The following is a 20957-nucleotide window of genomic DNA, read 5'->3' on the forward strand; positions in this document are numbered from 1 at the left end:
GAGAAGATATATGAGTGAGATAAAACGTGTCGCAATTTATTGTAGAGTTAGTACAGAAGAGCAAGCAAGTGAAGGTTACAGTATCTCTGCCCAATTACAAACCTTACGCCAGTACACACAATTGTATGGTTGGCAAATAGCCGAAGAATATGTTGATGAAGGGATATCTGGAAAAAATATTAAAGGTCGCCCTGCTATGACAAGACTTGTAGCAGATGTGGAAAAGGATAAATTCCAGGCGGTTCTTGTATGGAAAATCTCACGTCTTTCACGAAATATGTTAGACACCCTCACCCTTTTAGATAAATTTGAGGACTATGGGGTTAAGTTCATATCATATTCTGAGAACTTCGATACAGGCTCACCAATTGGCCGATTGGTGGTACAATTAATGGCTTCCATTGCCGAGATGGAGCGTAATACGCTATCTGAAAACGTTAAGCTCGGAATGAAACAAAGGGCTTTAGAAGGCTCATGGAACGGCGGTGTTGTCTTTGGTTATGACACTATCGAAAAGGAACTTGTAATTAATCAAGATGAAGCTAAGGTAGTACAACTTATCTATCAATTGTATGCCAATGGTAAAGGTCTAAAAGCAATTGCTAATCACTTAAATAAAGCAGGATATAGAACAAAACGTAACCGTCACTTTTACATTAATGGGGTAGCAACCATCTTAGATAATGTGATCTACAACGGAAAAATTAGTTGGTTAAAGGTAGAGAATTGGGATACTAAGCGAAGAAGAGGTAAAAACCCCAATCCTATACTTGTTGAAGGTCAGCACAAAGCTATAGTTTCAGATGAATTGTGGAGTGTTGTGCAAGCAAGGAGGAAAAGTAAATCATTTAAACAGCGTCAATCACATGAACCGTTTTTACTCAGTAGCCTATTACGTTGTCCTGATTGCGGCCAAGGGATGGTTCCCTCTATTACTACATATACACGAAAAGATGGGACAAAACGAAAACACCGTTATTATGTTTGTGGTGACTTCCACAATAAAGGATCTTCTGCTTGTAAAGCAAACTCAATAAAAGCGTATGAATCGGAAGATGCAGTTATCAACAAAATTGATAATTTCCTTTCCAATAAGAAAAGGCTAAAAAAAACGCTACAAGATATAAACTCGAATTCGGTTGATTCTATTAGTCAGCTCAATAAAGAGTTAGAACAGATTGAAGATCAACTGCCTGAGATAGCGTTATTGCAGAACCGATATTTGGAAGCATTCGAAAAGAATACTCTTCCTACAGCAATTCTACAGGAAAGGTTACAGAAGGTTGCTAATGAAAAAGGAGAGTTAGAGCAAAGGAAAAACGAGATAACCATACAATTAGGTTCTACTGAAACGAAAATTATACAGCCAGAAATAATCGAAAAACTATTGGAGCGATTCCTCTTAATATATAAGGAAACATCAAGAGACAATAAAAAACATTTGCTTCAACTTCTAATTAACAAAATCACGATTATACAATTAAAGGAACGGTCACGAACGCTTAATAAGATTGAACTCGACTTTGACTTTACAGAGGTCAACATATCCAAGACCTTTACACTTATACACAAGCTGTATCGAGAAACGGATAAAGAAGATGGTTTTTCACAGCCGTTACCCGTTTCTGACAACAAAATCCCACCTTATTTACAACTTTTTTTGCCTCTATTTATGGTACGGTTCACCGCAATTAATACTAAATATCAATCTAGCTTCTAATAAAATGATAATCAATAGCTTTCTTCTCATTTCGTACAGGTGTTAAAGTTGTAAAAAAAATTAGTGTATCGTCCCATCAAGTTATATATTCGCCATTTTATTTCTATTAATACAACCGTTCCTTCCCCCACCCCACAAACTTAATAATTCTCCCCCCTAAAAGCAATTCCTTTATATTTTCCCCACTCTTCTTATATAATAATGACAAAAAGGTATAAATTGTAACAAAAAATTAAAACCAGTTACTATACCAATATCAATTAATTTACCTACTATGGACACAATAACCCATAAATACCTAATTCTAGAACATTTATTTTTCAATAACACGGGGGTGAAAAAATGGGAAAGCAGGACTATGCTTTTGCTTTTTTACAGGAGGAATTGCCGGAATGGGCACAGCTTGCGAAGGACTTTGAGAAAATGCTCTTTTCAGATATGGAAGCTGCTTTAATGAAAGCAAGAAAGCTAACGGAGCATTTGATCGAGGATGTCTATCACAAAGAAGACATCGATTATCCGGAATTTGCACGACATGCGGAAAGGGTTATGATTTTAAAGAACTCTGGAGTTATGGATGAAGAGCTATTTAAAGCGTTTGATCGTATTCGTCGCATGGGTAATGTTGCAGTCCATGATAAAAAGGCTCTTCCCTTCTCGGATGGATTAAAGGTTCATTTCAATTTATATACGATACTCAAATGGTATACAGAAGCCTATTTAAGTTTTGAAATCAAAGTACCCGAGTATCAGGATCCAAAGCCTGAGAATTTGGATGAAAAGATGGATGATAAGTTTAAACAGCTTTTGCAGGAATACCTGCCGAATTATCTAAAGGAATTAGGAAACTCTGTCGGGGATGCGCCCAATGAAGAAGAGGATACAGATCAAGAAGAGGATATGCCTTCCCTTCATGGTTCCAAGCTGCTTTATCAACTAAATAAACTAAGGGAATCATCCAGAGGGGCTGTAGAGGGCTTTAAGGGCCTTAGTGAATTTAAACAATATTTACATGTCAAGCGCCCGATTGAAGAAAAGCTGGAAGCTCATGTACGTGAATGTGCCACCGCCTCTGGCAGCAAGCTTATTTTTCTATGCGGAAGTGTCGGGGATGGAAAGTCACATCTTCTTGCCCAGTTATCGACTACCATGGGCGACGTTATGAATCAATTCGAGATACATAATGATGCAACAGAAAGTTTTGATCCGAAGAAAAACTCACTAGATACCCTAGCACAGGTTTTAGATGCCTTTTCTGATGAAAAGATTGAATCCAGTAATGAAAAGCGGATTCTAGCTATCAATTTAGGTGTACTTAATAATTTTATTGAATCGCCTTATGCGGATGAAAAGTACCAAAAATTAAAGGAGTATATTGTAAGCGCAAATGTGTTTGAATCCAATACCATTACAACGCCACAGGAAAATGAGCATTTTATTCTCGTTAACTTTGCGGATTATAAGACATTTGAATTGACTGTCGATGGTCCTAAGTCCTCCTACTTATCTGAGCTATTTCAGCGAATCACCCAAAAAACGGAGGATAATCCCTTTTACCAGGCTTATCTACAGGACCAGGAAGCATTAAATGTGAACCCAATCCTCATTAATTATGAAATGTTTTCATCTGAATCGGTTCAAAAACAGATCATTCAATTGATTATCAAAACCATTATAAAGGATAAGGTGATTGTTTCTTCCAGGGCTCTATTAAACTTTATTTACGATATTCTTGTCCCTCCATCTGTTGATGAGATACGGACATCCGACTTTATTGATATGCTACCAAGTCTATTGCCTAACCTATTATTCGAAGGGGGAGAAAAATCACACTTCCTAAGAATGATTGCTACGCATGATTTGATTCATCGGCGAGAGAAGGAGATAGATGAGAAACTTATTAGCTTGAATAATGCAGGAAGCTATTATCAATATTTTAGAGATGTTATTTACGACCCTGCTGCTCAAGATTGGATTACTTTACTGGAGCCTCTTGAGGAAGTAGCTTTACTTGATAAAGATACAAAAAGGGAATTGAGTGAGCTGTTTATTCGTTCGACATTCTTATACGAATCACATCTACAAAAAGCTTTTCGGGACCCTGTTTATGCCAACTATATGAAGTATTTATATGCATACAATACAGACCGAAAGCCAATGCTTCAACATCTTTATTATGAAATTGAAAAAGCTATTTACCTGTGGAAAGGTAGTCCAAAAAGCAATCATCTCTTCATTGATGATGAAAGCAATCGGATTCGAATTGCGGAGCCCTTACAGCTTAGAAAGTCACCCATTACGATTAAGAATGAAAAGGTGGAAGTGGTAGAACGGTTCACCCCTACTCTATTTCTTGGTTTCCGGTGTGAACCATACCCAGACGTTCAAAAAGTGGAGATTGACCTGCCCTTATATGAAATGGTCATCCGCGTAATAAATGGTTATCGTTTAAACAAGAAAGATCGTGAGGATTCGATTCAATTCATCGATTTCATTGATAAGCTCCTTCCTTATGGCAAGCAGCAGGAAGAAATCCTGATTATAGATAATGAACATCATTTGTCGTTCCGATTACAATTTGATTCTGATTTTGAGTCCTATTCATTTAGCAAGGAGCAGTGATGATTGTGAGTGCTTTAGAAGAATTACGAGATGCATTAAATGTGAAAGAAAAGAACGGGAAGCTTACCCTGAAACACAATATCAACAAAAAAACATCCTTCCTCCCCTTTCAAACGAGAAATCCAGAAAGGGCGAAATTCAAGAATGGTTTTGCACCTGTACTAGGGCAATTCTTCCGCTATGTGGAGGAGGTTAGTTCTACATTTGAATTGGAAAAGGAAGCGCTCATCTCGGAGATTGCAAAGGATGTCGAAATGGATGAAGCCGATCGTCCTCATTTCGAACGAATACTAGAAGATTATCTATTCCAGGACAATTCCATTCGGGTGTTCCATCCAATTATGTATAAATACATCCCTTTATCGGATTCAAAGGAAGCAAAAGGGGAAGGCGAAATTGCCCAGTATATCTATAATGCTCTATTAGAAAATGAGTCACAGGAGTTCAGTGAAATCCTTGAATTAAAGGGGAGTGAACATGTGTTGTCCCGGTTGATTCATCAGCATATGCCACAGCTCCCAACGGAACCTTCTTATAGAAAATATACGGCTTCGCTTCCGTTTATCCGAGAAACGTTTCAGGAGGACTTAAAGACTCTTTTAACAAACAAGGAATTTTTCATGAATCATATCCAGCTATTTTTAGCTTATTATTATTTTTATTCTGCTTCTCAATTGATATTAAAAATCAATCAGTTTGAGAAAATGGAATCTACATCCCCTACTCCTATTTATTACAATTTGGATTGGGAAGCCTCTAACCGTAATCGAATGGCAACTACAACAGGCTTTAAGGTTATTATGGAAAACTCCCGAAAGCTTTTAAGTCATGTCAATACGTTGGAGCACTTAAACATTATTATGCAAACTGAACAACGGAACTATCTGGAGCTTCATGAACAGTTTGGTGCCCTAGAGGAAAAGGAACAAACAAGAATCCTAGATGATGTATATCAATGGACCCTAGAATACTCAGAGATTGTCCTAGGAAATCAAGACGAAATTGAAGAAAAGCATACCTTTAAAGAGAGCTATAGGCAGCTACAGCAACAAATTTCAAAGGGGTTAAAGCTCGAAACGAAATATCGTTATGCCCTCGCTATTAATGAAATTGGTAAGGTATATTTTCTAAAAACACGAGGATCGCTTGGTAATACGTTAAATGTCACACAAGATTTTCTAATCCTATTAACCGCTCTATCTGTCAAGCAATCTAAAATTTCATTAAAGCAATTATTCGTTGAATTTGAAAAACGAGGCGTATTCCTGGATCGTTACTCAAAGGAGGAGGTTGTGGAATTGTTCAATAAACTAAACCTCATCGAGAAAAAAAGTGATAGTGGTGATGCACAATATGTTAAACCAATTTTATAAGTACATGGCAAAAAAACTGGTTACCTTTTTAGAAAATCAACAGCTAGTAGGAGGAGAGCGTTATTATCTACAGTTTGATGAAGAACAAAATGTGGAGGATTTTTATGCGACGTTAAAAGATTTACCTGAATCGGAATCCTTTCACTATCAGCATGAGCTGGGATCTCTCTATACCACCTTTTCTATTAATATTGAACAAGTAAAGGTTGTCGTCGGTGCTACAATCGATGAGATAACACCAGATTTCCTAGTAACCATACGGAATCTAGTCAGTGCCCAGGATGGGGAATGGGAAAATACAGCACTAATTATTATTTCTCACCTATCTCTTGATAGTATCCAGGGTGGGAGTAAGAATCTACAGCAAAAGAGTATGCCGTTTAATATCCAAAGCATTACCAATTACATAAAGGAAGAATTGGATTATAATGACAATCTTTCTACCGCAGAAAAAGAAATCATTAACTTTCATCTTGATAAAAAGCTGGAAGACATTGTCATCCAATCCTCCATCTGGGATTACGCAGATATCATTGCCCTAATAAATAAAGCGGAAATTGAAAAAGAGGATTTCAAATCGCTTTACCTGTTCCCTGACAAAGAATTGGGTAAGGATAACTACATGAAGCCGGCTGATATTCGTAGTCGTTTAGAGGAAAATAATCATTTATTTGAAAGAGTTCAGCGCATCCATGATTATGAAACGTTGGATTCGGAATTAGAACCATTATTTGATGAAAAAATGATTCCAAAACTAAAGCGAGAAGACTGGTATGAAAATGAATTTATGCCTGTTAAAAATGCCTATAACAATGTCAAACGTTCGTTAGGCTATTTGAGCAGCGAAACGAAGAAAATCAATAAAGGCATTGATTTTTGGGAGCGTCCACAGCTAGAAACAAGCGTAGGTCAACGGAAGCGCCATATTCTGATTTTCAACGAAGATAGAGAATCGGAAATTAAAATGCAATTTGAATTTGATGATTTCTTGAAGAAACAATTCATTCAACAGCGAAGTCAGCCTTATGCAGTAACGAATGGGAAGAAATTAAAAGTGACATTACCTGCATCAGATGAAATAACATTTTATCAAATAAAATACCAGCACAATAAGGAAACTCGCTCGAGCTATGAATTTAACTTCTGTATTGTCCCATTTGCATCGACCGAGCTAGAAGGCATTGAAGCTGTTTTTGAAGTGAAAAATAAATCCAATGAAAAAGGGATTTTCTTAAAATATCAAGGAGATAAAACAAACATCGGTTCTGGTGATAAGACAACTGAATATACCATTCAAGAAGCTTATGAAACCATTACTAAGGAAAAAGATGAAAAACTAATCCTAGATGTTGATGCAGGAGCCTGGGATGAGGATTCCCTTGAATTTACCATCAAAATCAACGGACACTTCCTCCCTATGCAATTTAAGGATACAGATACAAAATCCTATCCCATCCAAGCAAAACGAGTTTGGAAACTTAAACGGGAAAAGCAGGAGCATTTTTATTATGAAAATACTCGCCTGCGCTATGGAACCAATACGTTCTATCCACATGAAAATTTCAAAAAAATCCTTTCGTTTGAAAGAGAGTGGATTAAGGAGAAGTATTACTACCTTATCGATGGCGACCCAAAAGAGGATTTCCCTTTACCGAATAAAGTACAAAGGGCATATGGGGAGTATTTAAATTACTTCCATACCCATCAAAGGTTGCCAAGCTTAAGTTATATGGATGAAGAGCTTATTCCCCTTGCCGAACATTATGTAGAAGCTGTTATTGAAGAAATAAAAGGAATTGAAGAGCACTCTCTTTTGAATCAAGCACAAAAGAATCTATTTAAGCTGGGGATGCAGGTGGATAACGGAGAAATTTGGATGACTCCCGTACATCCATTGAATGTCGCCTATCAATTAACCTTAGAAAAGGAGAGCAAGGATGAGGAGTTGGATTACCCTATTTTGGACCGACTTCATCCGCAAAACCTGTTGCCGTTCCTTTACTCGGAGAACGACGAGCTATATCGCCCAACAATGGATTCCCCATTTGCGGAATGGTATCAATATGAACCAGAGCATCTAGTAACGGTAGGAACAGCAAACGAATTTTTAGCAACAGTGGTGGAAGAGAAAATCAAACAGTTTATCCGACATTTTGATTATCTGTTCCTGGAGAGCGCCCACTCTCCCCTTTTGATTAATGTTATAGAGATTCATAATGACAAGGAAGTTGTTCGTGGATTGTTTCACTTTTTAAAGAAATTACTAGAAACTAAGGGTCGAAGTGGCATGCTACCGATTGAAGTAGCGCTGTATCGAAATGCAGGACAAGCTCCAAGTGCATTTGAACTGTTTTCAACATTGCAGACTCCGGCAGAAATCGAGGCAGAGTTTAATATCAGCTTAAAATCTCGAGATTTCGATGAAGTAGATGTGTTAAGAATCATTCGAGAGCATATACACTACTTTAAAAATGATTTAACACAGAACACGGAATTTCAGTATGCTCATATTTCCTTCTTTAAGCTGCCTACCCAGGATATCGACGCTTCCCATCAAGTCGATAAAATGGAAACGGGAATTGCTTTAAATGGTTTGCTCTCTTCTGTAGTGGCCATTGCAAGTGATTCCGATTATCGCTCAGGATTCGGGCTGCTGAATGCGCCAGAGGACACGAATCCTTTAATCAATCTAGCTGCCTGCTATAACGAGCTTTCCTTTAACATGCAAAATGAAGGAAAAAATTCATACAGTAAGAACAAATCCATTGTCATGAGTACATCCACACAGGCCAAGGGATTACTAGAGAAGCTTTATGAATCATCGGCTTGGGTGACGTTTATCGACCCAGGTGTAGATCTTGAGTTTTTCCAAAAATCGAGTCAGAACTTATTAGTGATTCACTATAATGATCAACATACTTCTTCTGATCGTTATGATGCAATTACAGTAACAGACAAATCTGCTCAATATAAGAAAGTAATTTCTGATTATATTGGAGAAAAAGTGAAGATTACACCAGGAAATATCGATTTAGCAATTAAATCCTTTAATTCAATTAATGGCGAATGGCTCTTAAACATTATTGGTAGCAAGGGACATCTAGCACGGGAAAAAATAAGCCTAGTAGCTGCCATGAAGTACCTGGAAAATTATTTATATCATCCAAACATCACTTGGATTCCTGTATCATTAGAGGAGATTCTTCGTATCGCTTCCGCTGTCAAGCTGGATAAAAGTGAAGGCATCTTCTCCGCTAAGAATCTCAACTCTAGTGGAAAACATAGTGATGATATTTTAATGATGGGGATAGAGGAAATCGATGGGCAGCTCTATCTACATTTTTATCCAGTTGAAGTAAAGATTGGACGCTTACAAACGAAGAAGGCAAACATTCAAATTGACAAAACAACTAGCCTATTTCAAAGCCATCTAATCGATGAGCCTGGAGAGAGTAGTTTTAGAAAGAAATTTTTCCGCAATTTCTTTGCACAAATTTTATTAGCTAATGCGAAAAAGCTCCATTCCAATGATTTATGGTCCGATGAGAAATTTGAAGCCATCCATCAATTAAAGTCTCGTTTAATGAATGATGACTTCATAGTTGCTCAGCATCTGCAGCGCTTCATCGGTCAAGGTGCTGTACTGACATTTCGTAAAGATTATGGTTTTCGTACCGCAGAGCTTAATAATCAAATTTTGAAGCTTACCTTTATTGAAGAGGATGCTTATGCAGGGTTAGCAATCGATATGGAGCAAATTCTCGAGAAAATGCAAAAGGGATATATGGACTTTGTTCCCGAGGATATGCTATTTGCAGCTTATGACCCTGAGACGATAGATATATCTGTTAGCTGGACAACCAATACAAAGGATGACGAGCCCGAGGCTAGAGAAGACACTTTAACTAATAAGGAAGAGCCAGCAGAAGCCGATCGTCAAGCCGAACAACCTGATGTAGAGCTTACGGATAATTCAGATGACGTAGAGGAAATTGAGAATGAGTATTCTGGATGGATGCAGGATAATGAAACCTCTTACGAAAGTGTTATTGAGGATAGTCAAGTGGATTCTAATCAGGAAGAACACGTTTCAGAGGAACAAAACCATGGAATCGTCGACGAGGATACGCAACAAATAGGGCAGGAAACAGATCTAAGCAATATTCGCGTTCCTTTAGGAAAGATTTCAGGTTCGAATCGTACTCTCCATTGGGAATTTGGAAATCCTGGATTAGCGAATCGGCACTTATTTATCACCGGTCGTTCTGGCCAAGGAAAAACCTATTTTATTCAATGTCTGCTTTGGGAATTATCGAAGCACGGCATCTCTAGTATGATTGTCGATTATACGGATGGATTTAAGAAGTCTCAATTAGAGGACGAATTCAAGTACAAACTGGGCGATAATTTGGAGCAATTTATTGTCTTAAAAAACAAATTTCCAGTAAATCCGTTTAAACGAAATCTGAAGGAACTAGATGAAGACATTATTGTAGAAGAGGAAGACTCAGATGTAGCGGAGCGAATGAAAAATGTGATTAGCTCCATCTACACCACTCTTGGACCACAGCAGCTAAATGCCATTTATCAAGCAGTAATGAAAGGAATGTCGATTCACGGTGAGCAAATGAACTTGATTCATCTTCGGGAATTACTCGAGGAGGATGGATCAGGACCAGCAAAAACGGCGATATCGCAAATGAACCTTCTCATTGATAAAAATCCATTCAATTATGAAGAGGATTTTGATTGGTCGTTTTTAGAAAAAGAAAAAGGAAAAGTCTTTGTTGTGCAATTAACAGGATATTCACCAGATGTACAGAAAATGATTACAGAGTTCATACTATGGGATTTATGGTATTACAAGCTCCAGCATGGCCATAAGAATCTCCCCTTCCCTGTCATTCTTGATGAATCACAACGATTAGACTTTAGCGGAGACTCGCCAAGCTCCAAAATTCTGGTTGAAGGAAGAAAATTTGGCTGGTCTGGCTGGTTTGCAACGCAGTTTTTAAAAGGTGGATTCTCCACTGATCAGGTCAACCGACTACAAAATGCCGCTGCAAAAATTTACTTCTTACCAATGGAAAATGAAGTATCATCCATTGCGTCCACTCTGACACAAGATGCATCTGAGCGGAAAGAATGGGAAGTAAAATTAGCCAATCTTAAAAAAGGACAATGCATCATCTATGCACCGGCTGAGGATAGAGAAGGTAACCTCTTACCTTCTCGCCCTTATTTAGTGGATATTATGGGATTAGGAGAAAGATAGAAGGAACCCGATTCAAATTTATCTTAGATAACATTTGAATCGGGTTATTTATGACTCTAAATATTGATATGGTATATTTATGCGACGATTGGTTACCATACCCTATTAATACTAATTTAGGATTAACCCACCGGAAACATCAAGTGTATAACCTGTTATCCAATTTGATGCCTGCGAAGATAAAAATAGCACTGCCTCTGCTATATCTTCTGGTTCTCCCAAACGTTTAAGCGGAATCTTCTCTGCGCTATATGGCCACTCTTTTGTCATATCAGTATTTACAGGCCCTGGAGCTACACAATTCACATATACATTGTAAATAGCTCCATCATTTGCAAACCATTTTGTTAAAGATAGAACACCACCTTTAGCTGCTCCATAATGAGGTCCCGATAAAACTCCCCCCATTCTTCCAGCTATTGAACTAAGTGTAACAATTTTTCCTTTACCTTTCTCTTTCATAATTGGATAAACTTCCTTTAAGCACAGATAGGTTCCTTTTAAATTAACATCCTGAATAGCATCCCACTCTGAATCAGAAATTTCATAAAAACTTGCTTTGCTTGCAATACCTGCTGATGTCACTAAAATATCTATTTTTCCGTATGTTTCTTTTACTCTTTCAACCATCATCTTAATGTCTTTTTCACTTGTAACATCACAAATTACCCCTATAGCTTGTCCACCATTATCATTAATTTCAGTTACAATATTTTCTGGATTACGTATATCAGTAGCTACAATTTTTGCACCTTCCCTAGCTAGCGTTAAAGCAACAGATCTACCTATTCCACCTTCTGCACCAGTTACGATTGCGACCTGGCTGGTTAAATCTATTTTCCCACTTTTATTCATTAAGCAACACTTCTCCTTTTTACCCCAATTAATTATAATTTGAATTTATGGCTTTAAGATAATCTTCCCATGGCTAGATCTACTTTCAATTAATTTATGTGCTGAGTTAGCCTGTGACAAAGGGTAAGTAGCACCAATGGTTACTTTTAGTTGGTTTTGCCTGAGGTAATCTAATAATATCTGCATTATACTCTTGTTCTTTTCATGGCTATTTTCTCCTTTAAAATAGAATCCATTTACTTGTTGATTTTTAATCATTAAGTGGCGTGGATCAAAAAGAGTCTCTTTTCCGCTTGCACGTCCATAAACAACTATTTTTCCATTTTCCGCTAAACACTCTAAACTCTTATAAAATATCTCTTCACCTATTGAATCTAAAATAACATCTGCACCTCTACCAGACGTAATTTCTTTTACTAATTCGGGCCAACAACCATTAGCTTTATAGTTTACTAAATAATTCGCACCTAGACTTTTGGTAATTTCTAACTTTTTAGTAGAACTTGAAGTGGCAATAACTTTATCTGCTCCAAATATTTTCGCTAGTTGAATTGCAATTAAACCAACTCCACCAGCGGCAGCATGTACAAGAACAGTATTTCCCTTTTCTATTTTAGCTTGTTCCTTTAATATTCTATAAGCAGTAATGCCTTGCAGGGGTATGGCAACTGCTTGTTCATAGCTAATACCATCTGGAATGTGGACAGGAATACTTTCGTCTACTGCTAAATACTCTGCATATCCACCGTTAGTAATCAGAGACACGACTCTATCACCAGGTTTGAAACTCCTAACCCTCCTACCTACTTCTACGACGACTCCAGAGACTTCCATTCCTGGTATAAAAGGTAAGGGGGTTGGTTCTAGATATTTCCCTAGTCTTCTTCTCGTATCAGCAAAATTAACTCCTATAGCACAATTTTTAATAAGAACTTGATTTTCAGATGGATTCGGCTTTTCCATACTTTCTTCCTTTAATTGTTATAATGACCATATTTACGAATCCTTACAGCCTTCACAAACATACCTCCTTCACAATAAAACCGTTAACTCCCCTTATAAAAGCCCTAAAGCTATAACATTAAATGATTAGGATTCTCTAAAATCTTTTTTAAATCTGTTAAGAATGCTGCTGCAGGAACGCCATCTATTATTCTGTGATCAAAAGATAAACTGAGTGTCATCATAAATCTTAAAGCAATTTCACCTTGATGCACTACAGGTTTTTCAGTAATTCTACCAACACCAAGAATTGCAGACTCGGGTTGATTGATAATTGGAGTAAATATATCTATTTCATACATACCTAAATTTGAAATTGTGAAAGTCCCATTTTTCATCTTTTCGGGTGGTAGTTTACCATCACGAGCTAGCTTGGTCATTGTTTTACTTTTCTTTGTTAACGAAGCAAGTCCTTTTTCATTCGCATTCTTAATTACTGGGACAACAATGCCATCATCCAATGCTACTGCAATCCCGATATTAGTTTCTTTATGGTGAATAATTTCATCATCTATTAAAGAAACGTTAATATTCGGATGATTATTAATTGCTATCGCTGTAGCTTTAACGATTAATTCATTATAAGAAATTTTATACCCAGTTTGTGCTTCTACCAAAGGCATTATATCCTTACGTAATGAAACACAACGAGTCATATCTACTTCACACGACATTGTAACGTGCGGTGATGTAGATACACTTTGCACCATACGTTCCGCTATTAACTTTTCTGACACCCGTCATTACTTTTCTATCACTTTCTAAGTCTTTTACAGTATTTTCATTTAGAAGTTTGGATTCATTGTTAAACACATCTTCCTTTATAATTTTTCCATTGGCACCTGTTCCTTCAATTTTTGAGTAATCTAGATTCTGAGTATCTGCTATTTTCTTTGCTAGTGGTGTAGTTTTTTTCATATTTTCTTTTATATAATTTTCCACATCATTTTTCTGAATTCTACCAAGCGGACCCGTTCCACGAACATCATGTATGTTAATTCCACTCACCTCAGCCAATTTCTTAGCTGCAGGCGTTCTTCTAACTTTCCTACTAAAATTCATTTTTTCAACATCATATTCATCTAAATATTCCGATTTTTCTTCCCTTACTAAATTTACTGCTACTGCTGATTCACTATTTGGTGAACTGGTTGACTTATGTTCGATTACCTCAACTTCTTCCTGCATTTCGCCTATATAAGCAATCACTTCATGTACATTAACCTCTGTTCCCTCATCAAACAATTTTTCAAGTAAGATGCCTGATGCTTCTGATTCAATTTCTAGTATCATTTTATCCGTTTCAATCTCAGCTAACGGTTCTCCTTCTTCAACTTTTTCACCTTTATTTACTAACCATGTTACTATCGTGCCTTTTTCCATAGTAGCTCCCATTTTTGGCATTTTTACTTGCAAAGTCATTTAAAACATCCCCTTATCCAAAAACTAATTTTTTACATTCTTGTACAATATCATTTACTTGAGGGACAGCCGCCTTTTCTAAATTTGGATTATAAGGAATAGGTGTGGCAACACCACCTAAACGTTTAATTGGGGCATCTAAATAATCAAAAACATTACTCTCCCCTATCATACTTGCAATCTCCGCACCATACCCACTTCTTTTTACCGCTTCATAAACAACCATAACCCTACTTGTTTTCTTAACTGATTCTAAAATAGTCTCTGTATCTAATGGTACTAACGTCCGCGGATCAACTACTTCAACACTAATACCTTCCTTTTCTAAGATTTTAGCAGCCTCAAGAGAGCGATGAACCATGATACCAGTCGCTACTATGGTTACGTCAACTCCCTCTCTTACTAGTTTCGCCTTACCTATTAGAACTTCGTACTCTTCTTCTGGAACCTGATCTTTAGTGCCATAAAGAAGCTTATGTTCATAAAACAAAACGGGATTATTATCTTCAATAGCAGCTTTCATTAATCCTTTAGCATCATAGGCTGTAGACGGTTGCACTATTTTTAAGCCTGGTATATGTGTCATCCATGCTTCTAAGCTCTGTGAATGTTGCGCAGCAAACCCAGCTCCTGATCCACCAGGAAGTCTCACTACTAGAGGGACTTTGGCTTTGCCACCAAACATATAACGCATTTTTGCAGCTTGATTCGTAATATTATCCATCGCTATGGTTACGAAATCTGAGAATTGCAATTCAAGTATCGGTCGCATTCCCGTAGCAGCTGAACCAACAGCAGCTCCGCTAATTGCAGCTTCAGAGATTGGTGTATTCCGTACACGCTCTGGACCAAAAGATTCAATCATTCCTTTGGTAAGTCCAAATGCTCCACCATAAATACCAATGTCTTCTCCCATGATATAAACATCTTCATCTTTTTCCATTCTTTGAACCATTGCTTCTCTAACCGCTTCTAAATAAGTTATTTCTCTCATTTTCACACCCCTATTTATATGAATTTATGCATAAATATTATTTTCAAGTGAATCAATGGATGGCTCAGGACTATTTTCTGCATATTCCAGTGCCTTTTGAATTTCTATTTTTACTGTATTTTTAATCTCACTTATTTCATTGTCTGATATTAATTCATTTTCTTTTAATACAGATATTAGATTTTTAATTGGATCGTTATTTTCCTTCCAATAATTCTCTTCTTCACGTGTCCTATACTTTCGAGCATCAGTCCTTGAATGTCCCTTCCAGCGATAAGTCTTTGCTTCAATAAATGTTGGACCTTTACCATCCCTAGCTCTGTCAATCGCCTCTTTCGTGGTATTCATAACCTCAAACAAATCGTTCCCGTCTATAGTAATACCGGGTATGCCATATGAGCCACCGCGTTCAGAAATATTACTAATATTGAACATTTCATCCGTTCTTCCAGACATAGCATATTGGTTATTTTCACATAAGAATATTATTGGAAGGTCCCAAATGGAAGCAAGATTGAGTGATTCATGAAAAGCTCCCTCATTTGTTGCTCCATCGCCAAAAAAGCATACCACAACATAATTTAATTCTTTCATTTTGGATGTCAACGCAGCACCAACACCTATTGGGAGACCAGCAGCCACAATTCCATTTGCTCCAAGATTTCCAACATCTAGATCTGCAATATGCATGGATCCACCTTTCCCTTGACAAATACCTGTCTCACGCCCCAAAAGTTCTGCCATCATTTTATTCACGTTTGTTCCCTTTGCAATACTATGACCATGACCTCTATGGTTCGTGATGATTTTATCTGTTTGATTTAATAGTGAACAAACACCAACAGCAGTTGCTTCTTGTCCAATACATAGATGCATAGTTCCATGAATTTTTCCTTTCATAAATAATTTTTCTACTGTCTCTTCAAACTCTCTAATTAGAAGCATTTGATGTAAATAACTATATCCTTTTTCCTTTGAAATATCTGTTTTCGCCAAAAACTTTGTCATAAAATATACACTCCTTATTATGGTTTAGTAATTTAGGTTCTTAGCCATTTAATAGATTTGGAACCCATAAAGCTAGATTAGGAAAAATCATTAGAATAGCTAAAACTACTACAATGATTAATACAAATGGTACAATTCCTTTATATATTGTTAATAAATTAATTCCGTCTGGAACAATCCCCTTAACATAGAATAGGGAATATCCAAAAGGTGGTGTTAAGAAGGAAGTTTGTAACATAACACAAACCAACACTAATACCCATAGCATATTAAAATCATAGGTTTCTAAAATCGGCATAAAGATTGGGAATACAATCATAATAATCCCTATCCAATCTATAAACATTCCTAAGATAAAGGTTATTACTAAAGCTAGTATCAGTACACCCCATTTTCCACCTACAAAACTTTCAACATAAGTTTGTATGATACTTGCTCCATTAAGAGAAAGAAATAACGAGGAAAATGCTGTTGCACCAACTAATATAATTAATACCATGGCAGTAGTTTTTGCTGTGTCATATACTGCGTTACTTAGCATTTCTATACTAAACTTCTTATAGAAAACCGTTAAAAGTAATGCTGCAAAAGCCCCTACGGCGGAAGCTTCAGTTGGTGTTGCTATTCCTGCAAAAATGGACCCAAGTACAGCTAAAACTATTAGTACAGGTGGAATCATATAGATACATACCTCTTTTATTCTTTTACGAAGTAATACACTTTCCATTTCCTCTTTGGTTACTGGAGGTCCTAGCTTAGGATTTTTATAACATACCACAAGAACATATATACAATAAGCAAACGCTAGCATTAGCCCAGGTAATAATGACGCCTTGAATAAATCACCAACTGATACGGAAGATTGAACTCCCATAACCACTAACATGATACTAGGAGGTATTAAGATACCTAAAGTTCCACCTGCTGCAACTACTCCTGTTGCTAATTTACTATCATATCCGTATTTTAATAAAACAGGAATCGATACTAATCCCATCGTTACAACCGATGCTCCAACTACCCCCGTAGTAGCTGCGAATACAGTCGAGACAATAATGACGGCTATTGCTAATCCACCATTAATTCCTCCAATTAAAAGTCTTAAAGATTCAAAGAGTCGATCCACAATTTTGGAGGCAGACATTAAGTTGGCCATCAAGACAAACATTGGTATCGCTATTAATGAATAATCATTCATTGCACCCAACGTTCCGTTAATAAATATATTTAAAGAACCAGGACCCACCCCAAATAAACCAAATATTACCGCTATTCCTCCAAGAACAAATGCCAGCGGATGCCCAGTTGCTAACCCAACCAACATGGCAACAAACATCATTAGGATAAAAATTTCAATACTCATATCTTCTCACCATTTCTCAAAAATACTATTCTCTTTAGTACTTCGGAAAGCCCTTGTAACATTAACAGAAAAAACGCAACTGGTATGACTGTTTTAGTTAGATAAACTGGAGCTTGGAATAATGAACTACTTACTTCTTTAATTGCCCAGGACTGAGCCGCAACTTCCATCCCCATTAAAAATAAACAAATAACAAAAGGGAAAAAGAGAATGGCGTACGTGACTATATCTAGAACTGCTTTTGCAAAAAAGATAAGAGGACAGAAAATAATTATTGCTACAGGTGGTAAACCAGTAATTTCCGCCAATTAAGGGTATTGAATATGTTAATTATTATACGACTGACACAATATTTGATATATCAAAAATACCTAGTTCAATTGTTATTATTGGTGGTGGAGTGATAGGAGTCGAAATGGCAAATATATTTGCTAGTTTAAATACGGATGTAACTGTCATAGAGTTAAGTGATAACCTAATACCTACCGATGATGTTGAAGCATCCAACACTCTACTAAAGGTTTTTCAGAAAAAAGGGATTACTATATTAACCAAACACAGGTGAAGAGTGTTAAAGAAAGAAATAAATAATAAAAAAATTATCGATATTATCACAAATAAAGGAGATATAAAAACTATTAATTGTGATGATCTACTAATTGCAGTTGGAAGAAAGCCTAATTTATCAGCTATTTCTGAACTTGATTTGAGAATGAATGGAAAATATATTGCTGTTAATGATTATCTTGAAACGAATATGAAAGATTACTTTGCAATTGGCGATGTAATAGAAGGTTTCCAATTAGCTCACGTAGCTAGTTCAGAAGGATTAACAGCTATTGAAAATCTAGATTCTCCTAAGGAAAAAATGAATTATAATGTTATCCCAAGATGTGTTTATACTAGTCCAGAGGTTGCGAGTGTAGGGATGACTGAAATAGAATTAAAGAAAAAAGGTATAGATTACAAAATAGAAAAGTATTCATTCTCAGTAAACGGAAAAGCTTTAGCAGATGATGACACAGAAGGTTTTACAAAGATAATGATTGATAATAAATATGGAGAAATACTAGGGGTAGTAAAGGTTGGTGCTCACGTCACTGAAATAATATGCCAAACTTCTGCCTACATGTTTTTAGAAGGTACAGTTGATGAGCTAGCAAAAATGATACAACCTCACCCATCAATTTCTGAAGGATTATTGGAAGTAGCAAATAATCTAATTGGCAAAGGAATACATCCCTAAATATTAAAACAGTGATTCAATTCCAAGCGTTTATCCTTCATTATGATACTGTTTGTAGATGATTCTAATCCTGTCCTCGCTCTCTTCTCTACCACTCTTGCGTAGAGCGGACAGGTATATGAAGTGACCCCAAACATACTAAGATTAGTAGTACAAAACCATGACCATGGTTTCGTGCTACTATTTTTTTATAGTAGAAGTGAAGAAAAGCCGATCCAACTTTGGGATGTATTGAATCTCCACCCCAAACAGGCTCACTTCAACCCTTATTTGAATCAATTTAGTATGTTGGGTCCATAGAGACCGTGTATAAGAAAGTGGAATCGATAAGGTTATGTGAATACTTCTATGAGTAATTAACTGGAGGAGACGAAATGAAACCTGTTGTTGCATTCGATGTAAGTAAAGGTAAAAGTACGTTGGTTATTTATGATTAAAAACGCTGTATATTTGAAGGAGAATTAAAGCATTATCAAGTGGACTTCGAATCACTTCATGAGCGAATGGTGTTGTTAGAACAACAATCGGGTCAAAGACCAGAAATTGTTTTTGAAGCTACTAGAGTTTATTCAATGGCTTTGGAAAAATTTCTTCAAGATCATGGATACATATATTGTCGCTTAAATCCACTTGAGGCAAAACTTCAGACAGCAGCTATGCGAAGAAATAAGACCGATAAAAGCGATGCGCATGAGTTAGCTAAACACTTTAAAATGAATCGTAAGCCAACACTTCAACAAGACACCTATTATAATCAAATGCGTGCACTATCACGTTACTACGACGAAGTTGATGAATAATTAACCCAACTAAGGGGCAAAATGCATGCGATTTTACATTTATCTTTTCCGGGACTGGAACGAGTGATTACACCGAGCTCAGCACTCTTTTTGAACATCGTTCAATTGTATCCGCATGCATCACTTTTAACGGTACATTCCAAAACAGTAATTAGAAATAGGCTTAAAAAAATACCAGAAAAAATCTTTCTCTTAAACTAGCAGATAAGAATTTTTCCATTACTTATTTCAATTATCATTTCCCCATCATCCTCACCATTGTCCATTAAAACAAGAACATCAATTAGATAGACATGGTCATATAGATGTTTAAAGATGTCTAATTTCTTCTGAAAATATCCTCGGCAGGAATGTGAGTACCACTCAATGCACCCCTTTCCATGTTTTGCTATAACCCATTTCATTATCCGGTCAAGAGTTATTATAAGAAACTATCCATTTTGTAAAAATATTTGAAACCGTTTTTCATTTGTATCGCCTGTTTCTGACTTTTAATAAAATTCTATATATATATATATATATATAGAAAAGAAAAACAAGTGATTATTACATATTTGTGAACTTTTTTATGTAACTTAATAGTAATAGGAAATGCATAAGGATAATGTGGAACGATTCTTTAGAAGAGATTCCTTGACAGGTTATCATGGTAGTCCATTCAACAACCATTCAAATATTAGCTTCAGCTAGTCTTCGGCCAACACATGGTGTAATCAAACAAACAGAGTGGCCTTCTATTAGCCACCCTGTTTCCATTAGTTTTATATAGAAGTCTCTACTCGTTCCTTTTCCGATAGACACGTTTCAAAAGTATAGGACATTTCCTAGAATACCATACCAGTACGTATTCTTCAGCTATTCTAAACTGTTCTTTAATCTTCTCTTTTTCTGCTTCGCTAGATTGGTCAGCCAATTTATCTAGCGATGAGCTACAGCAATAGCATGCGCATTTCCATAATGCTTTAAATAATAAATATCCTGCATAATGTATTTTTAATGTTTCAAATGGTAAATCTCGTTTGACGATATCTTGAACAAACGGATGGTTCAAGCTCAGTTCCCAACTTTGCTTGATTGCCCCTCTCAAATTCTTCGGTAAAACGCAAAAAAATTCCTCCCCTTTTCGTTTCCGTCTTTGGAGGAGGGAAGGAAATATGCCAGATTTTTTACAGCCTTTATTCTTTCCATTCGATGATAGAATCAGCATTCTTCCACTTCCCTCCGCTGGTATTAACCAGTTCAGGTTCAAAGGGGTCAAGAAATGAACCTTGTCTCAG

General features: G+C 36.5%; 17 protein-coding genes and 1 pseudogene. 8 read left to right on the forward strand and 10 right to left on the reverse strand.

The genetic code is table 11. From position 1 onward, the window contains the following. The first annotated feature begins 10 nt into the window (after nucleotides 1-10). The 4 genes from CAO17_RS07260 to dptH all read left to right on the forward strand — a co-directional run bounded on the left by CAO17_RS07260 (nucleotide 11) and on the right by dptH (nucleotide 10990). Nucleotides 11-1720: a recombinase family protein gene (locus tag CAO17_RS07260; RefSeq protein ID WP_085992175.1), complete on the forward strand. Its 1710-nt coding sequence runs from the start codon at nucleotides 11-13 to the stop codon at nucleotides 1718-1720. 342 nt (nucleotides 1721-2062) lie between these two features. Next, nucleotides 2063-4342, forward strand: a complete 2280-nt coding sequence (gene dptF / locus CAO17_RS07265) for a DNA phosphorothioation-dependent restriction protein DptF (protein WP_085992176.1) — start codon at nucleotides 2063-2065, stop codon at nucleotides 4340-4342. Nucleotides 4343-4347: 5 nt separating this feature from the next. Further along, a complete protein-coding gene (gene dptG, locus CAO17_RS07270) occupies nucleotides 4348-5715 on the forward strand; it encodes a DNA phosphorothioation-dependent restriction protein DptG (RefSeq protein ID WP_179151908.1) in 1368 nt (455 codons plus the stop codon). 4 nt (nucleotides 5716-5719) lie between these two features. Continuing rightward, complete coding sequence (gene dptH, locus CAO17_RS21620; protein WP_245831785.1) at nucleotides 5720-10990, forward strand: DNA phosphorothioation-dependent restriction protein DptH; 5271 nt, start codon at nucleotides 5720-5722, stop codon at nucleotides 10988-10990. A 111-nt stretch (nucleotides 10991-11101) separates the two neighbouring features. Here dptH and CAO17_RS07280 read toward each other — a convergent pair whose 3' ends face one another. The 8 genes from CAO17_RS07280 to CAO17_RS21335 form a co-directional block, all read right to left on the reverse strand. Continuing rightward, nucleotides 11102-11845, reverse strand: coding sequence for an SDR family NAD(P)-dependent oxidoreductase (locus CAO17_RS07280; protein ID WP_085992179.1), 744 nt, complete (start codon nucleotides 11843-11845; stop codon nucleotides 11102-11104). A gap of 45 nt (nucleotides 11846-11890) precedes the next feature. Continuing rightward, nucleotides 11891-12808, reverse strand: coding sequence for a quinone oxidoreductase family protein (locus CAO17_RS07285; protein ID WP_085992180.1), 918 nt, complete (start codon nucleotides 12806-12808; stop codon nucleotides 11891-11893). A gap of 110 nt (nucleotides 12809-12918) precedes the next feature. Next, the gene (locus CAO17_RS21625) at nucleotides 12919-13557 is read right to left on the reverse strand and encodes a dihydrolipoamide acetyltransferase family protein (protein ID WP_342744226.1); all 639 of its coding nucleotides are present in this window, start codon (nucleotides 13555-13557) and stop codon (nucleotides 12919-12921) included. After that, entirely contained in the window at nucleotides 13511-14269 is a 759-nt protein-coding gene (locus CAO17_RS21630; protein ID WP_245831789.1) for an E3 binding domain-containing protein, read from the reverse strand. Before CAO17_RS21630 ends, CAO17_RS21625 begins: the two co-directional genes overlap by 47 nt. Nucleotides 14270-14282: 13 nt before the next feature. After that, nucleotides 14283-15263, reverse strand: a complete 981-nt coding sequence (locus CAO17_RS07295; protein WP_085992181.1) for an alpha-ketoacid dehydrogenase subunit beta — start codon at nucleotides 15261-15263, stop codon at nucleotides 14283-14285. Nucleotides 15264-15287: 24 nt separating this feature from the next. Further along, the gene (locus tag CAO17_RS07300; RefSeq protein ID WP_085992182.1) at nucleotides 15288-16271 is read right to left on the reverse strand and encodes a thiamine pyrophosphate-dependent dehydrogenase E1 component subunit alpha; all 984 of its coding nucleotides are present in this window, start codon (nucleotides 16269-16271) and stop codon (nucleotides 15288-15290) included. A gap of 40 nt (nucleotides 16272-16311) precedes the next feature. After that, nucleotides 16312-17634, reverse strand: coding sequence for a TRAP transporter large permease (locus CAO17_RS07305; RefSeq protein ID WP_085992183.1), 1323 nt, complete (start codon nucleotides 17632-17634; stop codon nucleotides 16312-16314). Next, the gene (locus CAO17_RS21335; protein WP_218775540.1) at nucleotides 17631-17942 is read right to left on the reverse strand and encodes a TRAP transporter small permease subunit; all 312 of its coding nucleotides are present in this window, start codon (nucleotides 17940-17942) and stop codon (nucleotides 17631-17633) included. The genes CAO17_RS07305 and CAO17_RS21335 overlap by 4 nt, the downstream gene beginning before the upstream one ends. Before the next feature lie 50 nt (nucleotides 17943-17992). Here CAO17_RS21335 and CAO17_RS21635 point away from each other — a divergent pair. The 3 genes and pseudogenes from CAO17_RS21635 to CAO17_RS07320 all read left to right on the forward strand — a co-directional run. Next, a pseudogene (locus CAO17_RS21635) lies at nucleotides 17993-18403 on the forward strand (FAD-dependent oxidoreductase); the annotation flags it as partial. Nucleotides 18404-18562: 159 nt separating this feature from the next. After that, complete coding sequence (locus CAO17_RS21640) at nucleotides 18563-18880, forward strand: hypothetical protein (RefSeq protein ID WP_245831930.1); 318 nt, start codon at nucleotides 18563-18565, stop codon at nucleotides 18878-18880. 446 nt (nucleotides 18881-19326) lie between these two features. Then, nucleotides 19327-19680 carry an IS110 family transposase gene (locus CAO17_RS07320; protein ID WP_085992186.1) on the forward strand — a complete coding sequence of 118 codons (354 nt, stop codon included), beginning with the start codon at nucleotides 19327-19329 and terminating at the stop codon, nucleotides 19678-19680. A 197-nt stretch (nucleotides 19681-19877) separates the two neighbouring features. Here CAO17_RS07320 and CAO17_RS21340 read toward each other — a convergent pair whose 3' ends face one another. Next, nucleotides 19878-20084, reverse strand: coding sequence for a hypothetical protein (locus CAO17_RS21340; RefSeq protein WP_085992187.1), 207 nt, complete (start codon nucleotides 20082-20084; stop codon nucleotides 19878-19880). Between the two features lie 242 nt (nucleotides 20085-20326). Here CAO17_RS21340 and CAO17_RS21870 point away from each other — a divergent pair, with 242 nt between their 5' ends. Next, nucleotides 20327-20449, forward strand: a complete 123-nt coding sequence (locus tag CAO17_RS21870; protein WP_281252927.1) for a hypothetical protein — start codon at nucleotides 20327-20329, stop codon at nucleotides 20447-20449. Between the two features lie 6 nt (nucleotides 20450-20455). Here the strand turns inward: CAO17_RS21870 and CAO17_RS21645 are convergent, their stop codons facing one another. After that, nucleotides 20456-20887: a hypothetical protein gene (locus CAO17_RS21645; protein ID WP_245831791.1), complete on the reverse strand. Its 432-nt coding sequence runs from the start codon at nucleotides 20885-20887 to the stop codon at nucleotides 20456-20458. Nucleotides 20888-20957: the final 70 nt, after the last annotated feature.

It is taken from the genome of Oceanobacillus senegalensis (assembly GCF_900176885.1).
GTDB lineage: Bacteria > Bacillota > Bacilli > Bacillales > Amphibacillaceae > Oceanobacillus > Oceanobacillus senegalensis.

Excerpts from the sequence above, each read along its gene's own strand:
- CAO17_RS07260 (WP_085992175.1), top strand. The coding sequence starts at position 11 with ATGAGTGAGATAAAACGTGTCGCAATTTATTGTAGAGTTAGTACAGAA.
- dptF (WP_085992176.1), top strand. The coding sequence starts at position 2,063 with ATGGGAAAGCAGGACTATGCTTTTGCTTTTTTACAGGAGGAATTGCCG.
- dptH (WP_245831785.1), top strand. The coding sequence starts at position 5,720 with ATGGCAAAAAAACTGGTTACCTTTTTAGAAAATCAACAGCTAGTAGGA.
- CAO17_RS07280 (WP_085992179.1), bottom strand. The coding sequence starts at position 11,845 with ATGAATAAAAGTGGGAAAATAGATTTAACCAGCCAGGTCGCAATCGTA.
- CAO17_RS07285 (WP_085992180.1), bottom strand. The coding sequence starts at position 12,808 with ATGGAAAAGCCGAATCCATCTGAAAATCAAGTTCTTATTAAAAATTGT.
- CAO17_RS21625 (WP_342744226.1), bottom strand. The coding sequence starts at position 13,557 with ATGGTGCAAAGTGTATCTACATCACCGCACGTTACAATGTCGTGTGAA.
- CAO17_RS21630 (WP_245831789.1), bottom strand. The coding sequence starts at position 14,269 with ATGACTTTGCAAGTAAAAATGCCAAAAATGGGAGCTACTATGGAAAAA.
- CAO17_RS07295 (WP_085992181.1), bottom strand. The coding sequence starts at position 15,263 with ATGAGAGAAATAACTTATTTAGAAGCGGTTAGAGAAGCAATGGTTCAA.
- CAO17_RS07300 (WP_085992182.1), bottom strand. The coding sequence starts at position 16,271 with ATGACAAAGTTTTTGGCGAAAACAGATATTTCAAAGGAAAAAGGATAT.
- CAO17_RS07305 (WP_085992183.1), bottom strand. The coding sequence starts at position 17,634 with ATGAGTATTGAAATTTTTATCCTAATGATGTTTGTTGCCATGTTGGTT.
- CAO17_RS21640 (WP_245831930.1), top strand. The coding sequence starts at position 18,563 with ATGACTGAAATAGAATTAAAGAAAAAAGGTATAGATTACAAAATAGAA.
- CAO17_RS21340 (WP_085992187.1), bottom strand. The coding sequence starts at position 20,084 with ATGAAATGGGTTATAGCAAAACATGGAAAGGGGTGCATTGAGTGGTAC.
- CAO17_RS21870 (WP_281252927.1), top strand. The coding sequence starts at position 20,327 with ATGGTAGTCCATTCAACAACCATTCAAATATTAGCTTCAGCTAGTCTT.
- CAO17_RS21645 (WP_245831791.1), bottom strand. The coding sequence starts at position 20,887 with ATGCTGATTCTATCATCGAATGGAAAGAATAAAGGCTGTAAAAAATCT.